15 protein-coding genes are annotated in these 15,434 nt (G+C 66.5%); 8 read left to right on the top strand and 7 right to left on the bottom strand.

Annotation, left to right across the window (positions count from 1 at the left end):
• Positions 1-44 precede the first annotated feature (44 nt).
• The 3 genes from ACTZWT_RS11145 to ACTZWT_RS11135 form a co-directional block, all read right to left on the bottom strand.
• Positions 45-809, bottom strand: coding sequence for a FadR/GntR family transcriptional regulator (locus ACTZWT_RS11145; RefSeq protein ID WP_444769732.1), 765 nt, complete (start codon positions 807-809; stop codon positions 45-47).
• Between the two features lie 412 nt (positions 810-1,221).
• The gene (gene ilvC / locus ACTZWT_RS11140) at positions 1,222-2,241 is read right to left on the bottom strand and encodes a ketol-acid reductoisomerase (protein WP_322516589.1); all 1,020 of its coding nucleotides are present in this window, start codon (positions 2,239-2,241) and stop codon (positions 1,222-1,224) included.
• Between the two features lie 178 nt (positions 2,242-2,419).
• Positions 2,420-3,295, bottom strand: a complete 876-nt coding sequence (locus ACTZWT_RS11135) for an EamA family transporter (protein ID WP_444769731.1) — start codon at positions 3,293-3,295, stop codon at positions 2,420-2,422.
• Between the two features lie 304 nt (positions 3,296-3,599).
• Between ACTZWT_RS11135 and ACTZWT_RS11130 the strand changes: the two genes are divergently transcribed.
• Together ACTZWT_RS11130 and ACTZWT_RS11125 are read left to right on the top strand one after the other, a co-directional pair.
• On the top strand, positions 3,600-4,154 hold the full coding sequence (locus ACTZWT_RS11130; protein WP_444769730.1) for a DUF421 domain-containing protein: 555 nt from the start codon (positions 3,600-3,602) through the stop codon (positions 4,152-4,154).
• A gap of 42 nt (positions 4,155-4,196) precedes the next feature.
• Positions 4,197-4,595, top strand: a complete 399-nt coding sequence (locus ACTZWT_RS11125; protein WP_444769729.1) for a host attachment family protein — start codon at positions 4,197-4,199, stop codon at positions 4,593-4,595.
• A 9-nt stretch (positions 4,596-4,604) separates the two neighbouring features.
• Here ACTZWT_RS11125 and ilvN read toward each other — a convergent pair whose 3' ends face one another.
• The 4 genes from ilvN to miaA form a co-directional block, all read right to left on the bottom strand.
• Positions 4,605-5,147: an acetolactate synthase small subunit gene (ilvN, locus tag ACTZWT_RS11120; RefSeq protein WP_444769728.1), complete on the bottom strand. Its 543-nt coding sequence runs from the start codon at positions 5,145-5,147 to the stop codon at positions 4,605-4,607.
• 214 nt (positions 5,148-5,361) lie between these two features.
• A complete protein-coding gene (locus ACTZWT_RS11115) occupies positions 5,362-6,351 on the bottom strand; it encodes a threonine dehydratase (protein ID WP_444769727.1) in 990 nt (329 codons plus the stop codon).
• A gap of 31 nt (positions 6,352-6,382) precedes the next feature.
• Complete coding sequence (locus ACTZWT_RS11110) at positions 6,383-8,161, bottom strand: acetolactate synthase 3 large subunit (protein WP_444769726.1); 1,779 nt, start codon at positions 8,159-8,161, stop codon at positions 6,383-6,385.
• Between the two features lie 454 nt (positions 8,162-8,615).
• Positions 8,616-9,578 carry a tRNA (adenosine(37)-N6)-dimethylallyltransferase MiaA gene (gene miaA / locus ACTZWT_RS11105; protein WP_444769725.1) on the bottom strand — a complete coding sequence of 321 codons (963 nt, stop codon included), beginning with the start codon at positions 9,576-9,578 and terminating at the stop codon, positions 8,616-8,618.
• Between miaA and serB the strand changes: the two genes are divergently transcribed.
• From serB to ACTZWT_RS11075, 6 genes are all read left to right on the top strand, one after another.
• A complete protein-coding gene (gene serB, locus ACTZWT_RS11100) occupies positions 9,577-10,470 on the top strand; it encodes a phosphoserine phosphatase SerB (RefSeq protein ID WP_444769724.1) in 894 nt (297 codons plus the stop codon). The two genes, miaA and serB, sit on opposite strands and share 2 nt — an antisense overlap.
• A 1,000-nt stretch (positions 10,471-11,470) precedes the next feature.
• On the top strand, positions 11,471-13,222 hold the full coding sequence (locus tag ACTZWT_RS11095; RefSeq protein WP_444769723.1) for an ATP-binding protein: 1,752 nt from the start codon (positions 11,471-11,473) through the stop codon (positions 13,220-13,222).
• Positions 13,223-13,432: 210 nt separating this feature from the next.
• Positions 13,433-14,011: a peroxidase-related enzyme gene (locus tag ACTZWT_RS11090; RefSeq protein WP_444769722.1), complete on the top strand. Its 579-nt coding sequence runs from the start codon at positions 13,433-13,435 to the stop codon at positions 14,009-14,011.
• A 30-nt stretch (positions 14,012-14,041) separates the two neighbouring features.
• Positions 14,042-14,542 (top strand): MgtC/SapB family protein, encoded by a 501-nt coding sequence (locus ACTZWT_RS11085; RefSeq protein WP_444769721.1) that lies wholly within the window; start codon positions 14,042-14,044, stop codon positions 14,540-14,542.
• A gap of 112 nt (positions 14,543-14,654) precedes the next feature.
• A complete protein-coding gene (locus ACTZWT_RS11080; protein ID WP_444769720.1) occupies positions 14,655-14,975 on the top strand; it encodes a hypothetical protein in 321 nt (106 codons plus the stop codon).
• 168 nt (positions 14,976-15,143) lie between these two features.
• The gene (locus tag ACTZWT_RS11075) at positions 15,144-15,425 is read left to right on the top strand and encodes an acyl carrier protein (RefSeq protein ID WP_011442233.1); all 282 of its coding nucleotides are present in this window, start codon (positions 15,144-15,146) and stop codon (positions 15,423-15,425) included.
• Positions 15,426-15,434 lie beyond the last annotated feature (9 nt).

The following is a 15,434-nucleotide window of genomic DNA, read 5'->3' as shown; positions in this document are numbered from 1 at the left end:
CCGAAGCGGCTGTCGGCCGCGCGAAGTTCTCCCGTTGACCGGGGTTATGTCGGCGCGTCGGATGCGCGCGTGTCTGATTTGGATGGCGTCTCGGTCGCGGTCGCGCCGCCCTGCTCCGCCAGTGCCCGCACGTCCGCGGCGGCGGTCTGGACGTGGCGCTGCACCAGCGATGCTGCGACCGCTTCGTCGCGCGCCTCGATGGCGTCGACGAAGGCGCGGTGATCGTCGAGCGAGCGGCGGCGGATCGCCGCCGAGTCGAAATAGCGCCGCCGCCAATTCGTGCTCATCAGCATCAGCGGCGTCAGCGTGCGCACGAGGATGCGGTTCTGGCTGGCGGCGACCAAAGCGAGGTGAAAGTCGACGTCGGCGTCGGCGGGATTGCGCCCGGCGTCGACCAGCGCCGCATAGGCGTCGAGCAATCGGTGCAGCTTCGCCAGATCGGCCTCGGTCCGCCGCCGGCAGGCCAGCCGCAGCGCCTGCTCCTCGCAGATGATCCGCGCCTCGGTGACGTCGCGCGTCACCTGCGGATCGAACGCCAGCCCGAGATCGGCCTGCAGCACCAGCGCATCGAGCCCGCCATCCTCGACCGCGTTGCGCAGGAAGATGCCCGATTTCGGCCGGCGCTCGGTGATCCGCATCGCGTCCAGCACCGCCAGCGCCTCGCGCACCGAACTGCGCGCCACGCCGAACCGCTCCGACAATTCCCGCTCCGACGGCAGCCGGTCGCCCTTCGCCAGCCGATGATGCTGCACGAATTCCAGCGTCTTGCGGACAGAATGGGAGGTCTCGGAACTGAGCGGAGTCGCCATGACTGACCCTACCAATCTGGTCCGACCAGATCAAGGCACCGCGGCTGCGGCGGATTGCACCGTCCGGCCTCGCCCCGCGCACGGCGCGCCCCCTCGCCCCGCTCTTCGCGGGGAGAGGGTTGGGGTGAGGGGCGACGCGAGCACGGAGTCTCGGCTACGTTGAAACGCCCCCTCACCCGGATTGCTGCGCAATCCGACCTCTCCCCGCACGCGGGGAGAGGTGCAGCCGCGCGTATCCCAAACGAAAACGGGACCGCGTAGCTGCGGTCCCGTGTTCTCACTGTCGAAGCCGTCATCCTGAGGTGCGAGCGAAGCGAGCCTCGAAGGATGACTGGCACGGCACTTGTGGCCCATCCTTCGAGGCCGCCGCTTTGCGGCGGCGCCTCAGGATGACGCCGAGCGCGTCGCGCGCTTAGTTCTTCGACTTGTCCACCAGCGCGCCCTTCTTGATCCAGGGCATCATCTCGCGGAGTTTGGCGCCGACTTCCTCGATCGGATGGGCGGCGAGCTTGGCGCGGGTGGCCTTGAACGAGGTCTGGTTGACCTTGTTCTCGAGCATCCAGTTGCGGGTGAAGATGCCGTTCTGGATGTCGGCCAGCACCCGCTTCATCTCCGCCTTGGTCTCGGCGGTGACGATGCGCGGGCCGGTGACGTATTCGCCGTATTCCGCGGTGTTGGAGATCGAGTAGTTCATGTTGGCGATGCCGCCTTCATAGATCAGGTCGACGATCAGCTTCACTTCGTGCAGGCACTCGAAATACGCCATCTCCGGCGCGTAGCCGGCTTCCACCAGCGTCTCGAAGCCGGCCTTGATCAGCTCGACCAGACCGCCGCACAGCACCACCTGCTCGCCGAACAGATCGGTCTCGCACTCTTCCTTGAACGAGGTCTCGATGATGCCGGCGCGGCCGCCGCCGATCGCCGAGGCGTAGCTGAGGCCGAGGTCGTGGGCGTTGCCCGACGGATCCTGGTGGATCGCGATCAGGCTCGGCACGCCGCCGCCGCGCTGATATTCCGAGCGCACGGTGTGGCCCGGGCCCTTCGGCGCGACCATCAGCACGTCGAGATCGGCGCGCGGCTCGATCAGGTTGAAGTGGACGTTGAGGCCGTGGGCGAACAACAGCGCCGCGCCCTGCTTCATGTTGTCGTGCAGGTGGTCGCGATAGATCTCGCCCTGCAATTCGTCGGGCGTCAGCATCATCATCACGTCGGCCCATTTGGCGGCCTCGGCGACTTCCATCACCTTGAAGCCGGCGGCTTCCGCCTTCTTGGCCGTGGCCGAGCCCTTGCGCAGCGCGATCGCGACGTCCTTGACGCCGGAATCCTTCAGGTTCAGCGCGTGGGCGTGGCCCTGGCTGCCATAGCCGACGATGACGACCTTCTTGCCCTTGATCAGATTCAGGTCGGCGTCGCGATCGTAGTAAACTCGCATTCTCGTTCCTCTCTTCGGCGGCCCGTCCCGCCCCCTGCTGTGGTGATCGGGCCAGTCCCGGCCGACCGTGAAATTGCTGCCGGTTTCTAGGGCGCTAGGTGCCCTGAGACAAGCCCGCAGCGGTGTTTTGTGGCTGCGGCATGGCTGCCGCACCGCGAAGACGGGGCGCCTGCGACTTTCAGGCGGTCTCCGGCAGCGCCGGTCGCGCCCGGCCGAACAGCAGCATGATGGCGAGCCCGGCGACCACGATCAGCATCCCGGCCAGCCGCAGCGGCCCGAAAGTCTCGCCGAACACCAGGCTGGACGCTCCCGCCCCGATGAACGGCACCAGCAGCGCGAACGGCACCACCTGCGCCGCGCTGTAGCGGTGCAGCAACCGGCCCCAGATCCAGTAGCCGATCGTGGTCGAGCCGATCGACAGCGACAGCATCGCCGCCATCACCCCGGGCGACAGACCGCTCACCTCCCGCCAGATCGCCGGCCCGCCATCGGCGACGAAGGCAGCGATCGCCAGCGGCGGCAGCGACGCCAGGCTGATCCAGGCGAACAAATCGAGCATCGGCACGCCCTGCGCCCGCCGCAGCAACAGGTTGGTGAAGGCGAAGGCGACCGGCGCGGTCATCGTGACCGCGAAGGCGACCGCGGTGAAATCGTAGCCGACGGTGAAGCAGATCATCAGCAGGCCGCAGGCGGCCACGCCGATGCCGATCAGTTGCACCCGGGTCGGCCGCTCGCCGAGCAGCACCGCCGCAAACGCAATGGTGAACAGCGCCTGGCTCTGCACGATCACCGCCGTCAGCCCCGCCGGCACGCCCTGCGCGATACCCCAGCTCTGGGTCAGATATTGCCACACCAGCAGCAGGCTGATGCCGATCCAGATCGTCCAGGCGAGCTTCGGCCGCGGCAGCAGCAGGCACGGCAGCGCGGTGATGGCGAACCGCAGCAGATTGAGCACCGTCGGCGACATCTCGGTCAGCGCGTAGCGCGTGAACACGAAGCCCAGCCCCCAGATCAGCGCAACGACGAGCGCGAGCGCGATGTCGGCTGGCCTCATGATGTCTCCGCCCAGAATCGGCCGCGCGCTGCGCGCGCCGTTGCCCGGTTCCTAGCCGATCCGGCGGGGCGCGGTAAGCGGCCGGATCGCGCGGCTGCATTCCGCGCACGCACGCCACCGCAGCGTCGCGCCCCGCCGGATCTTCGCGATCCCCGGCAGGCGGTGACAACTTGCCACGCGGCGACGGGCGCAAATGCGCAGGAACGATGCCACCCAGCGCAGGTTTCGAAGGTGGGGGCGAACCTGGAAACGCCACGAAGGCCCCGCGCCTTTGTAACGTGCACGCTGAGGATCGAGGTCCGAAATGTCCGACGTCGCCCACGTTCTCGTCGTCACCCCCATCGCCTATCTGGCCCTGGTGGCGTTCCTGCGCATTTCGGGCAAGCGCACCCTCACCAAGCTGAACGCCTTCGACCTCGTCGTCACCGTCGCGCTGGGTTCCGTGCTTGGGACCGTGGCGCTGAACAGCAGCGTCTCATTGGTGCAAGGGTTGCTGGCGCTGGCGATGCTGATCGCCCTGCAATACGCGATCACCTGGTGCTCGGTGCGGCTGCCCTGGTTCGAGACGCTGGTGAAGAGCGAGCCGACGCTGCTGCTCTACAAAGGCGCCTTCATCGACTCCGCGATGCTGGCCCAGCGGGTGACCCGCGAGGAGGTCACTGCGGTGCTGCGCAGCCGCGGCATCGCGAAAATCGCGGATGTCGACGCCGTGGTGCTGGAAACCGACGGATCATTCAGCGTGGTGCAGTCCGTCGACTGGACCAATCCCGCCACGCTGAAAGGCCTGCACCTCGAGGCCGCGGCAGTTTCTGCACAGACAACGGAACCAAGCCCTGCGGCGCCGGTTGGCCATTCCTGAGGACGGCCGCGCGAAGCCGCCGTCGTTCTGAAGGGAAAGATCATGGCGCTGATTCCGCACAACACACTCGTGGTCGTCGCCGACGGCGGCGGGGCGATTTTGCTCCGCAACACCGGCAAGCCGGCCAGCGTCGTGCTGCGCGAAGAACGCAGACTGTCGCCGGAAAATCTCGACGACGACGGCCCGTCGGGCTCGCGGCCGGAAGATCAGACCCAGAGCCAGACCGACGAAGCCACCTTCGCCAAGCAGCTCAGCCTCTTCATCAACAAGATGAAGCTCGCGGGTGAATTCGACGGGCTGGTGCTGATCGCCGACCCGCAGACGCTCGGCCAGATGCGGCCGATCCTGCACAAGACCGTGGAAGCCTCGCTGATCCGCTCGCTGGCGAAGGACTACACCAACAGCTCGTTCGACGACATCGCCGAGGCGATCACGGCGTAGCTCCCCCGCTTACATCCCCTCGGCGCCGCGGCCGATTGCGGCGACGCCGGTGCGGACGACTTCGACCAGGCCGAGCGGGCGCATCAGTTCGATGAACTGGTTGATCTTCGACGTGTTGCCGGTGATCTCGAACACGAAGCTCTCGGTCGAGGCGTCGATCACCCGGGCGCGAAACGCCTCGGCGAGCCGCAACGATTCGACGCGATGGTCGCCGGTGCCGCGCAGCTTGACCATCGCCAGCTCGCGCTCGATCGAGCGGCCGGTCAGCGTCATGTCGACGACGCGGAACACCGGCACCATGCGGTCGAGCTGGTTCTTGATCTGCTGGATCACCATCGGCGTGCCGGTGGTGACGATGGTGACGCGCGACAGATGTTTCTGGTTCTCGGTCTCCGAGACGGTGAGGCTCTCGATATTGTAGCCGCGCCCCGAAAACAGCCCGATCACCCGCGCCAGCACGCCGGGCTCGTTCTGCACCAGCACCGACAGCGTATGGGTCTCGTTCGGGTCGTGGCGCTCTTCCATGAAGTAAGCGGATGCGGGCTGGGTCATCTCATTTCCTGTCGATCTCTGGTCCGAAACGTTCGGAGGCATCTGTTAGTTCGGGACGCCGCCTTGTCTTCAGCCGTCATCCCCGCGAAAGCGGGGATCCAGTATTCCAGAGCCTCGCCGCAAGATCACGCGCGCTGGAATAATGGGTCGCCCGGTCAAGCCGGGCGATGACGGCGGTGAGTTGGGGGCCGCTTGTCTGGAATCTTGCACATCATCACGCCAACTCCTTGCCGGCGCCAATGGCCGCCGCGTCGGGTACGACCCATTGGTTGAACAAATCGAAATCGATATTGCCGCCACTCAGGATCAGCCCGACCCGCTTGCCGGCGATCTTGACCTTGTCCTGCGTGGCGGCCGCCAGCGCCGCCGCGCCGGCGCCCTCGGCGAGGTTGTGCGTGTCGGTCCAGTAGGCGCGGACCGCCGCGGCGATCTCGGCGTCGCTGACCTGCACCATGCGCGACGCCCCCTTGCGGATGATCGCAAGCGCATGCGGATCGGGAATCCGCGTCGCCAGCCCGTCGGCCAGCGTGTCGCTGCTCTCGGTGGTGACGATGGTGCCCGCGGCGAACGACAGCGCGTAGGACGGCGCCTTCGTCGATTGCACGCCGACGATCTCGGTAGTCAGGCCGAGCAGATCGCGCGCCAGAATGCAGCCGCAGATGCCGGAGCCCTGCCCGATCGGGACATAGAGCACTTCGAGATCCGGGGCCGCCCGCAATAATTCCAGCGCGTAGGTGGCCACCCCCAGCACCAGATCGGGATGAAACGCCGGCACCGATTCCAGACCGGTGAGCGCGGCGCGACGCCCGGCTTCCTCGCGGGCGGCCTGAAAATCGTCGCCGTGCTCGATCAGCTCGGCGCCGAACGCCCGCATCGCGCGGTTCTTCTCGGCGGAATTGCCGCGCGGCACCACGATGGTCACCGGCAGGCCGTAACGAGCGGCGGCGAAGGCCAGACTCTGGCCGTGATTGCCGCGAGTCGCCGAGATCAGTCCCGCGGTGTCGGGCCGTTCGCGCTTGAGGCGATCGACATAGACCAACCCGCCCCGCACCTTGAAGGCGCCGGTCGGCGTGTGGTTTTCATGCTTGACCACGACGTCGGCGCCGAGCCGTTCCGACAGCAGCGGCCAGCGATGCGCCGGCGTCGGCGGCATCGCCGCGCCGACGACGCCCCTCGCGTGCTCCAATTGCTGCAGATCGAACATCGACTCGCCTCGCCCCTTCACGCCCGCGGCGTCACACCAGCGCCTTGCCGCCCGCGAAGGCCGCCGCGGTGGCTTCGTCGGTGGCTTCGGCCGGCAGCAGCATCTCGTTGTGCGCCTTGCCCGACGGGATCATCGGGAAGCAGTTCTCCAGCGAGGCGACGCGGCAGTCGAACAGCACCGGCTTGTTGACCTTGATCATGTCCATGATCGCGCCGTCGAGATCGGCCGGCTTGGTCACCTGCATGCCGACGCCGCCATAGGCCTCGGCGAGCTTGACGAAGTCCGGCATCGCCTCGGTGTAGGAATGCGACAGACGATTACCATGCAACAGCTGCTGCCACTGCCGCACCATGCCCATGTACTGATTGTTGAGGATGAAGATCTTGATCGGCAGCTCGTACTGCACCGCCGTCGCCATCTCCTGCATCGTCATCTGCACCGAGGCGTCGCCGGCGATGTCGATCACCAGCGAATCGCGATGCGCGACCTGGACGCCGAGCGCCGCCGGCAGGCCGTAGCCCATGGTGCCGAGGCCGCCCGAGGTCATCCAGCGCTTCGGCTGTTCGAAGCCGAAGAACTGCGCCGCCCACATCTGATGCTGGCCGACTTCGGTGGTGATGTAGGTGTCGCGGCCGCGCGTCGCCTCGTACAGCCGCTGGATCGCGTATTGCGGCATGATCAGGTCGTTGTTCTTCTTGTAGGCCAGCGAATTGCGCGCGCGCCAGGTCGCGACCTGATGCCACCATGGCTTGATGTCGGGCTTCTTGGCCTCGGCCTTGAACACCGCGAGCAGATCGGTCAGCACGCTGGCGACGTCGCCGATGATCGGCACGTCGACGCGGATATTCTTGTTGATCGAGGACGGGTCGATATCGATGTGGATCTTCTTGGCGGTCGGTGCGAACGCGTCGGTGCGGCCGGTGATGCGGTCGTCGAAGCGCGCGCCGATGCACAGCATGACGTCGCAGCCGTGCATCGTCATGTTGGCTTCGTAGGTGCCGTGCATCCCCAGCATGCCGAGCCAGTTCTTGCCCGACGCCGGATACGCACCGAGCCCCATCAGCGTCGAGGTGATCGGAAAATCGGTGACCTCGACCAGCTCGCGCAGCAGCCGGCACGCCTCGTCGCCGGAATTGACCACGCCGCCGCCGGAATAGATCACCGGCCGCTTGGCGCCGGCGAGCAGCGCCACCGCCTTGCGGATCTGGTTCGGATCGCCCTTGATGGTCGGCACGTAGGAGACGTGGACGTCGTCCTTGCGCGGCGGGTGATAGGTGCCGGTGGCGAACTGCACGTCCTTCGGCACGTCGACCACCACCGGGCCCGGACGGCCCGAGGTTGCGACGTAGAACGCCTCGTGCAGCACGCGCGCCAGATCCTTGATGTCGCGCACCAGCCAGTTGTGCTTGGTGCACGGCCGGGTGATGCCGACGGTATCGCACTCCTGGAACGCGTCATTGCCGATCAGATGCGTCGGCACCTGCCCGGTGATGCAGACGATCGGGATCGAATCCATCAGCGCGTCGGCCAGCGGCGTCACCATATTGGTGGCGCCCGGCCCCGAGGTCACCAGCACCACGCCCGGCTTGCCGGTCGAGCGCGCATAGCCCTCGGCGGCATGGCCGGCGCCCTGCTCGTGGCGGACCAGGATGTGCTGCACGTCGGACTGCTGGAAGATCTCGTCATAGATCGGAAGCACCGCGCCGCCGGGATAGCCGAAGATGTGCTCGACGCCGTGATCCTTCATCGCGCGGACGATCATCGCGGCGCCGGTCATCTGGTTGGGATCGTGGCTGGTGCTGTCGCTCATGTTGGGCTCCGGAGGCGCCGTCGGGCGCTGAATTTCGGGTGGTTCGGACAAGCTCGGTTCGGCGAAGGCGTTCGGACAATAAAAAAGGGCCCGTCGAAGGCCCTCAGCGCACCGTCCGTTCGCGGGATGGCCTAGCCATCCCCGGCGGTGCGCCTGGGTACGATGACGAGAAGCAGATCGGTAATTTTGTGTCGCATGTGGTCGCTCAAGCTTCCCAAAGGTTGCGCGGGACCATACCGCTCAAACTTCCATTGTCAAGGCAGTGAGATCAAACCTTAGCCGGATTTCGGCGGGCTCGCGAGCGGTAAATAAGTGCAGGCGGGTGCGCGGACCACCCCACAAGCGCATCGTCATCCTGAGGTGCTGCAAAGGTCCGTCACGGACCTTTGCAGCCTCGAAGGATGGGCGGCACGGATTCGTCGCTCCATCCTTCGAGGCTCGCTGCGCTCGCACCTCAGGATGACGCTGTACTTGTAATGCCCTGCAAGGCTTCATCCACCACCCCCTCCGCCTCCTCAGGCGTCACCCAACGAAACTCCGGTAACTGGTGCCGAAACCAGGTGAATTGCCGCTTGGCGTAGTGCCGCGTGTCGGCGGCGCCGATCGCGGCGGCCTCCTCCAATGTCAGCTCGCCGCGCAGATGCCGGATCAGCGCCGGCACGCCATGCGCCTTCATCGCCGGCAGCAGCGGGTCGAGATTGCGCCCGGCCAAGGCCGCGACCTCGTCCAGCGCCCCGGCCTGCAGCATCGCTGCGAACCGGGCGTCGATCCGCGCGTAAAGCACCTCCCGCTCCGGCGCGAGAAACAGCGCCGTGACGCCTTCCGGCGGCAACAATGGCGGCGAGGCGTCGCCATGCCAGTCGGCCAAGGGCCGACCCGTCGCCAGCACCACTTCCAGCGCCCGCGCGATCCGGGACCGATCGGCCGGCGCCAGCCGTTCGGCTGCGGCCGGATCGTGCCGGGCGAGTTCGGCGTGCAGCGCCAGCACGCCATCGCGGTCGAGCCGCAGCCGGACCGCGTCGCGCACCTCGGCGGCCACCGGCGGCACCAGAGACAGCCCGCGGGTCAGCGCCTTGAAATACAGCCCGGTGCCGCCGATGAAGATCGGCAGCCGGCCCGAAGCGCGGGCCTCGGCCAGCGCGCCTGACGCAGCCTCGACGAAGGCGCCGGCGGAGAAATTCACCGCCGCATCGACCGTGCCATAAAGGAGATGGCGGACCAGCGCCTCCTCTTCCGGCGTCGGCCGGGCGGTGATGATCCGCAGATCGCGATACATCTGCATCGAATCGGTATTGATGACGACGCCGCCGTGCATCTGCGCAAGCCGCAAGGCGAGCGCCGACTTGCCGCTGGCGGTCGGCCCTGCGATAAGCACGGCCGCCGGCCTTTGCCTCTGCTCCGGAACCGTTTTTCCCATGTCGCTCGTCGCCACGCTCATCTGCAATCCGAACAGTCCCGCGCTGGACTCCACCGTGCTCGAAGGCGCGCGCACGGTGCTGCCGCAGCCGAACGCCGCGATCTGGCTGCACGACGAGATCGCCGCCGACATCAGCTTCAGCAGCGACGAAGACACCCTGGTGCTCGCCGACCGGCTGCGCGAAGCGCGCGGCGATCTGCCGATCGACGTCGTGGTGCAGCCTCTCGCCACACGGCGCAAGAAGCTTTTTCTCGCCGACATGGATTCGACCATGATCGGCCAGGAGTGCATCGACGAACTCGCCGACTTCGTCGGGCTGAAGAGCCACGTCGCCGCGATCACCGAGCGCGCGATGCGCGGCGAGATCGAATTCGAGCCGGCGCTGCGCGAGCGCGTGGCGCTGCTGAAGGGGCTTTCGCTCGACATCATCGACAAGGTGCTGGCGACGCGGATCACGCTGACGCCCGGCGGCCGCGCGCTGGTGCAGACGATGCGCGCGCACGGCGCCTATACGTGTCTGGTCTCCGGCGGCTTCACCCAGTTCACCCGCGCGGTGGCGGAGCGGCTCGGCTTCGCCGAACACCGCGCCAACGAACTGCTGAGCGAGGACGGCAAGCTCACCGGCCGCGTCGCCGAGCCGATCCTCGGCCGCGAAGCCAAGCTCGCGACGCTGCTCGAATTGCGCGAGGCCGACGACCTCGACGCCATCGACACGCTGGCGATCGGCGACGGCGCCAACGACCTCGGCATGATCCAGGCCGCCGGCCTCGGCATCGCCTACCACGCCAAGCCCGCGGTCGCCGCCAGCGCCCACGGCCGCATCGACCACGCCGACCTCACCGCGCTACTCTACGCGCAAGGCTACAAGCGCAGCGACTTCGTCGGCGATTAGGTCGTCCGACGCGTCGGACGTCGAACGCTGTCGTCCATAGCGTGGGCAAGTCGGCGCAGCGACGTGCCCACGCGCAACAGGCACGCTCTTTCCTGTCCGAGGGCCCGGCGCGCCTCCTCTCTCGTCATTCCGGGGCGCGAGCGCAACTCGCGAACCCGGAATCCATAACCCCGGTCGACGCGTTGAGGCACGGCCTGACAGGCGGCCTGCCGACTACGCGACGACGGTGGCTATAGATTCCGGGTTCGCGCCGACGCGCGTGACCGCGCGTCGGCGCGCCCCGGAATGACGAACGCGAAGGCATGGGTGGATCGGCGAGCGCCGCAAAAATCCTTCGTCTCGCCTCTTGACAATAATCCTATTAAGATTATAATCCGCCACGTCCTGTCCGTGAGGGGCGCTTCGCGAGGCGTCGGATAGCGGGACAGATCGGACGGGCCGGGTAACCGGCCCCGATGATAGTTTGGCAATGCCAGCTTTGCTGGCGAAGCCGGACGGACGCGGCGTCCTGCGCGTCGTGCCTCGCAAGCACGCGTCCGGGAGGCAGAGGTCACCGTCCGCCGCTACTACGAGCGGCTGCCGCTTTCGTGGCTGGACGGGCGCAGCAAGGCCGGGGAGATCCCGCACCGCTGTGTTCCCGGAAGAACGGTCCCGATGCCCAAAATCGCCGCGGTGGGCGCGCCGATCAGGCGTTGCGCGATGGTCCGCAAAGCCATCGCGACACTCACCACTTTTGCGCCTTTCGGCGCGCCCCCACCCCTCGCTTTGCAGCGACGGGTGCACAGCTCGGACGCATCATGCGCCGCGAGAGCGCTTCGCCATGGCGGTTGTGATGGTCAACGGGACGTTAATCGTCCTGCACGAACCGTTCGTCAGATGATCATCGAAAGCAAAACCGGCGATGCGGTTCCAGCTCTGTGACGTCCGCCACTTAACAGTTTCTCAGCAACGCGCCCGCATAGTCGCCGCACGAATACCAGAATCGTGTGAGTTCCAGACAATGGCAGAAGCTGTTCCCGCGCCGACGTTCGGCAAGATCATCTCGGTGCGCGGGTCGATGGCGCGCGCGGGGCTGATGCCCGAAAGCCGGCTGTCGCCGGCGGCGGTGCGCGCCACGGTCGGGCGCTTCATCAGCATCCGCACCGCGACCTCAACCATCATCGCGATGATCACCGAGGCGACGAGCGAGAACATCTCGCCGAACGAGCCCCATATCGCGATCGCGTCGGTCGATCTGCTCGGCGAAATCCTGCCCGGTCCGCTGCGCGCGAAGTTCCAGCGCGGCGTCACCAACTATCCGACGATCGGCGACGCGGTCGAACTGATCAGCAGCGAAGACCTGCGCATCGTCTACGCGCCGACCGGCTCCGACCAGATCAATGTCGGCACGCTGCAGCAGGACCCGTCGGTGATCGCCTATGTCGACATCGAGGAAATGCTGTCGAAGCACTTCGCCGTGCTGGGCTCCACCGGCGTCGGCAAATCGACCGGCGTGTCGCTGCTGCTCAACGAGATCCTGAAATCGCGACCGGCGCTGCGCATATTCCTGCTCGACGTCCACAACGAATACGGCCGCTGCTTCGGCGACAAGGCGCTGGTGCTCAATCCGCGCAATCTGAAACTGCCGTTCTGGCTGTTCAATTTCGACGAGATCGTCGACGTGCTGTTCGCGGGTCGTCCCGGCGTGCCGGAAGAACTCGACGTGCTCGCCGAAGTGATCCCGATCGCCAAGGGCCTCTACGTGCAATACACCAGCGCCGACCGGCTCGGGCTGAAGCGGGTCGATCCGAAATCGGTCGGCTACACCGCCGACACGCCGGTGCCGTATCGCCTCGTCGACCTGATCTCGCTGATCGACGAGCGCATGGGCAAGCTGGAGAACCGCTCGTCGCGCATCATCTATCACAAGCTGATCTCGCGGATCGAGACGGTGCGCAACGACCCGCGCTACGCCTTCATGTTCGACAACGCCAATGTCGGCGGCGACACCATGGCGGAGGTGATCAGCCATCTGTTCCGGCTGCCGGCCAATGGCCGCCCGATGACGATCATGCAGCTCGCCGGCTTCCCGGCCGAAGTCGTCGATTCGGTGGTGTCGGTGCTGTGCCGGATGGCGTTCGACTTCGGGCTGTGGAGCGACGGCGTCTCGCCGCTGCTGTTCGTCTGCGAAGAGGCGCATCGCTACGCCAGCGCCGATCGCGCGATCGGCTTCGGCCCGACCCGCAAGGCGGTGTCGCGGATCGCGAAGGAAGGCCGCAAATACGGCGTCTATCTCGGCCTGGTGACGCAGCGTCCGGCCGAGCTCGACGCCACCATCCTGTCGCAATGCAATACGCTGTTCGCGATGCGGCTCGCCAACGACCGCGATCAGTCGCTGCTGCGCTCGGCGGTGTCGGACGCAGCCGCCAATCTGTTGTCGTTCGTGCCCTCGCTCGGCACCCGCGAGGTGCTGGCATTCGGCGAGGGCGTCGCGCTGCCGACGCGGCTGCGCTTCAAGGAAGTGCCGCCGCAGCAGTTGCCGCGATCGGAAGCCGCGACCTCGACGGTGCCGTCGACCGCCGCGGGGCACGACATGCACTTCGTCAGCGCCGTGCTCGAACGCTGGCGCGGCGCCACCTCGCACCGCGACGTGCCGAACGATCCCGGCACGATCGAACGCCCGCTGGCCCGCACGGTCGAAGCGCCGATGTTGCAGCCTTCGCTCGGGCTCGACCCCGACCGTTTCTCGCTGCTGAAGAAGCCGTTGCGCTGAAACACGCTCTCCGTCATTGCGAGCGCAGCGAAGCAATCCAGCCCAGTGCATGGCGCTGGATTGCTTCGTCGCTGCGCTCCTCGCAATGACGGCACGGCAGCGTTTCACGCCGGCACGTTGGCACGCATCGCGGATCTCTTTTCATCGATATGATTGACTGCAATCGACTTGTCTCTAAGGTTCGCGCATCACTCAGCCCGGATCTCATCAATGACCTCGCCTGCCGTCTCCCGCTTTCCCGTGCCGTCTCTCGCCGAGATGCCCGAAGACATCCGCAGCCGGATCGAGGGCGTGCAGGAGAAGTCCGGCTTCGTGCCGAACGTATTTCTGGCGCTGGCCGGCCGGCCAGATGAGTTCCGGGCGTTCTTCGCCTATCACGACGCGCTGATGGAGAAGGACAGCGGGCTGTCGAAGGCCGAGCGCGAGATGATCGTGGTCGCGACCTCGGCGGCCAATCAGTGCCAGTATTGCGTGATCGCGCACGGCGCGATCCTGCGCATCCGCGCCAAGAACCCGCAGATCGCCGACCAGATCGCCGTCAACTATCGCAAGGCCGAGATCACCGAACGGCAGCGTGCGATGCTCGACTTCGCCATGAAGGTGAGCCGCGACGCCGAGCGGGTCGGCGACGCCGACTTCGATGCGCTCAAGGAACACGGCTTCGGCGACGACGACATCTGGGACATCGCGGCCGTCGCGGCGTTCTTTGCGCTGTCCAACCGCATGGCCAATGTCACCGGCATGCGGCCGAACGACGAATTCTATCTGATGGGACGGCTGCCGAAGTGATGACGCTGATCGTAGCGGGAGGCTGATGCGGTGCTGCCGTGGTGGGAAATCCTGTTGCGCCTCGCTGTCGCCGCGATCGCGGGCGGCCTGATCGGCCTCAATCGCGACCTCCAGGGCAAGCCGATCGGGATGCGCACGCTGGCGCTGGTCGGCGTCGCTTCGGCCCTGCTGGTCGCTATCGCCGACCAGAGCGCCCAGTTCGACCACATCTCCGACCCGACCAGCCGCGTGATCCAGGGCATTCTCACCGGCATCGGCTTTCTCGGCGCCGGCGTGATCGTCCACACCGGCGGCCGGCACGACGTGCACGGTCTGACGACGGCGGCCTGCACCTGGCTGACCGCCTGCATCGGCATCGCCTGCGGCGCCGGACAATGGCCGGGCGTGCTGGTGGCGATGGCGATCACGCTGGCGGTGCTGATCGGCGGCCACCGGCTCGAGGGGCTGCTGCATCGCCTGCTCGGCGGCAAGGACTCGGATGACGACGGCAACGAGACGAAAAGCAAGGGCTCGCCCGCGGTGGAAGACTAGACGTGAGCTCTCAGTCTCACTTCCGTCAAGTTGCGGAGTTTGCCTCGGCCCGGGCTTCGAATAGGATCGAGCGACTGACGCAATCGGCTATAGCCGCCGCAGGCCGGCCATCATGAAGAACCACCGCCTCAGCATTCCCGATGACGAGCACCGCGTGCTGCCGTTCCGGCCACGGAGGACGGGCCCCACCGCCGATGTCGGGAAACTCCCCCCGGTTCAGAACGATCTGGCCGCCTACGAGCGCGGCCGCGACGAATTGCAGGACGATTTCCGCCACCGGATGCTGACCAACATCGCCGCGCTGGCTTTCACCGCCGCGCTGACAGTCGTCGGCTTCTGGCTCGCCACCAGCATCGCCGACCTGCGCAGGACACAGGATTGCGTATTGATGGGCCGGCGCGATTGCGCGCAGATTGCGATTCCGCAGGGTTGATTCTCCGCACCGGCGTGGAAACTCGGCCAGGCAGCGCTTAAAGGGCTGTGGCCCACGTGCCATTGAACTCGGGGCAGCGCTCCGATATACGGGCATTCACCTGTCGTCACGACCACGCCCGCGCTCGACGCGGGCGGCCATTTCCGACACAATTTCAAAGGCTTAATGATGACTTCCACATTCGATCGGGTGGCCACCATCATCGCGGAAACCTGCGACATCCCGCGCGACACGATCACCCCGGAAAGCCACGCGATCGATGATCTGGGGATCGACAGCCTGGACTTCCTCGACATCGCCTTCGCGATCGACAAGGCGTTCGGTATCAAACTGCCGCTCGAGAAGTGGACCCAGGAGGTCAACGACGGCAAGGCGACCACCGAACAATATTTCGTCCTGAGCAACCTCGCCGCCCGCATCGACGAACTGGTCGCCGCCAAGGGCGCGTAGTGGCGGTTC

This window comes from Rhodopseudomonas sp. NSM (assembly GCF_052445935.1).
Taxonomy (GTDB): domain Bacteria; phylum Pseudomonadota; class Alphaproteobacteria; order Rhizobiales; family Xanthobacteraceae; genus Rhodopseudomonas.
Note: the sequence above shows the minus strand (reverse complement) of the source record. Positions and strands in the feature narration are given on the sequence as shown.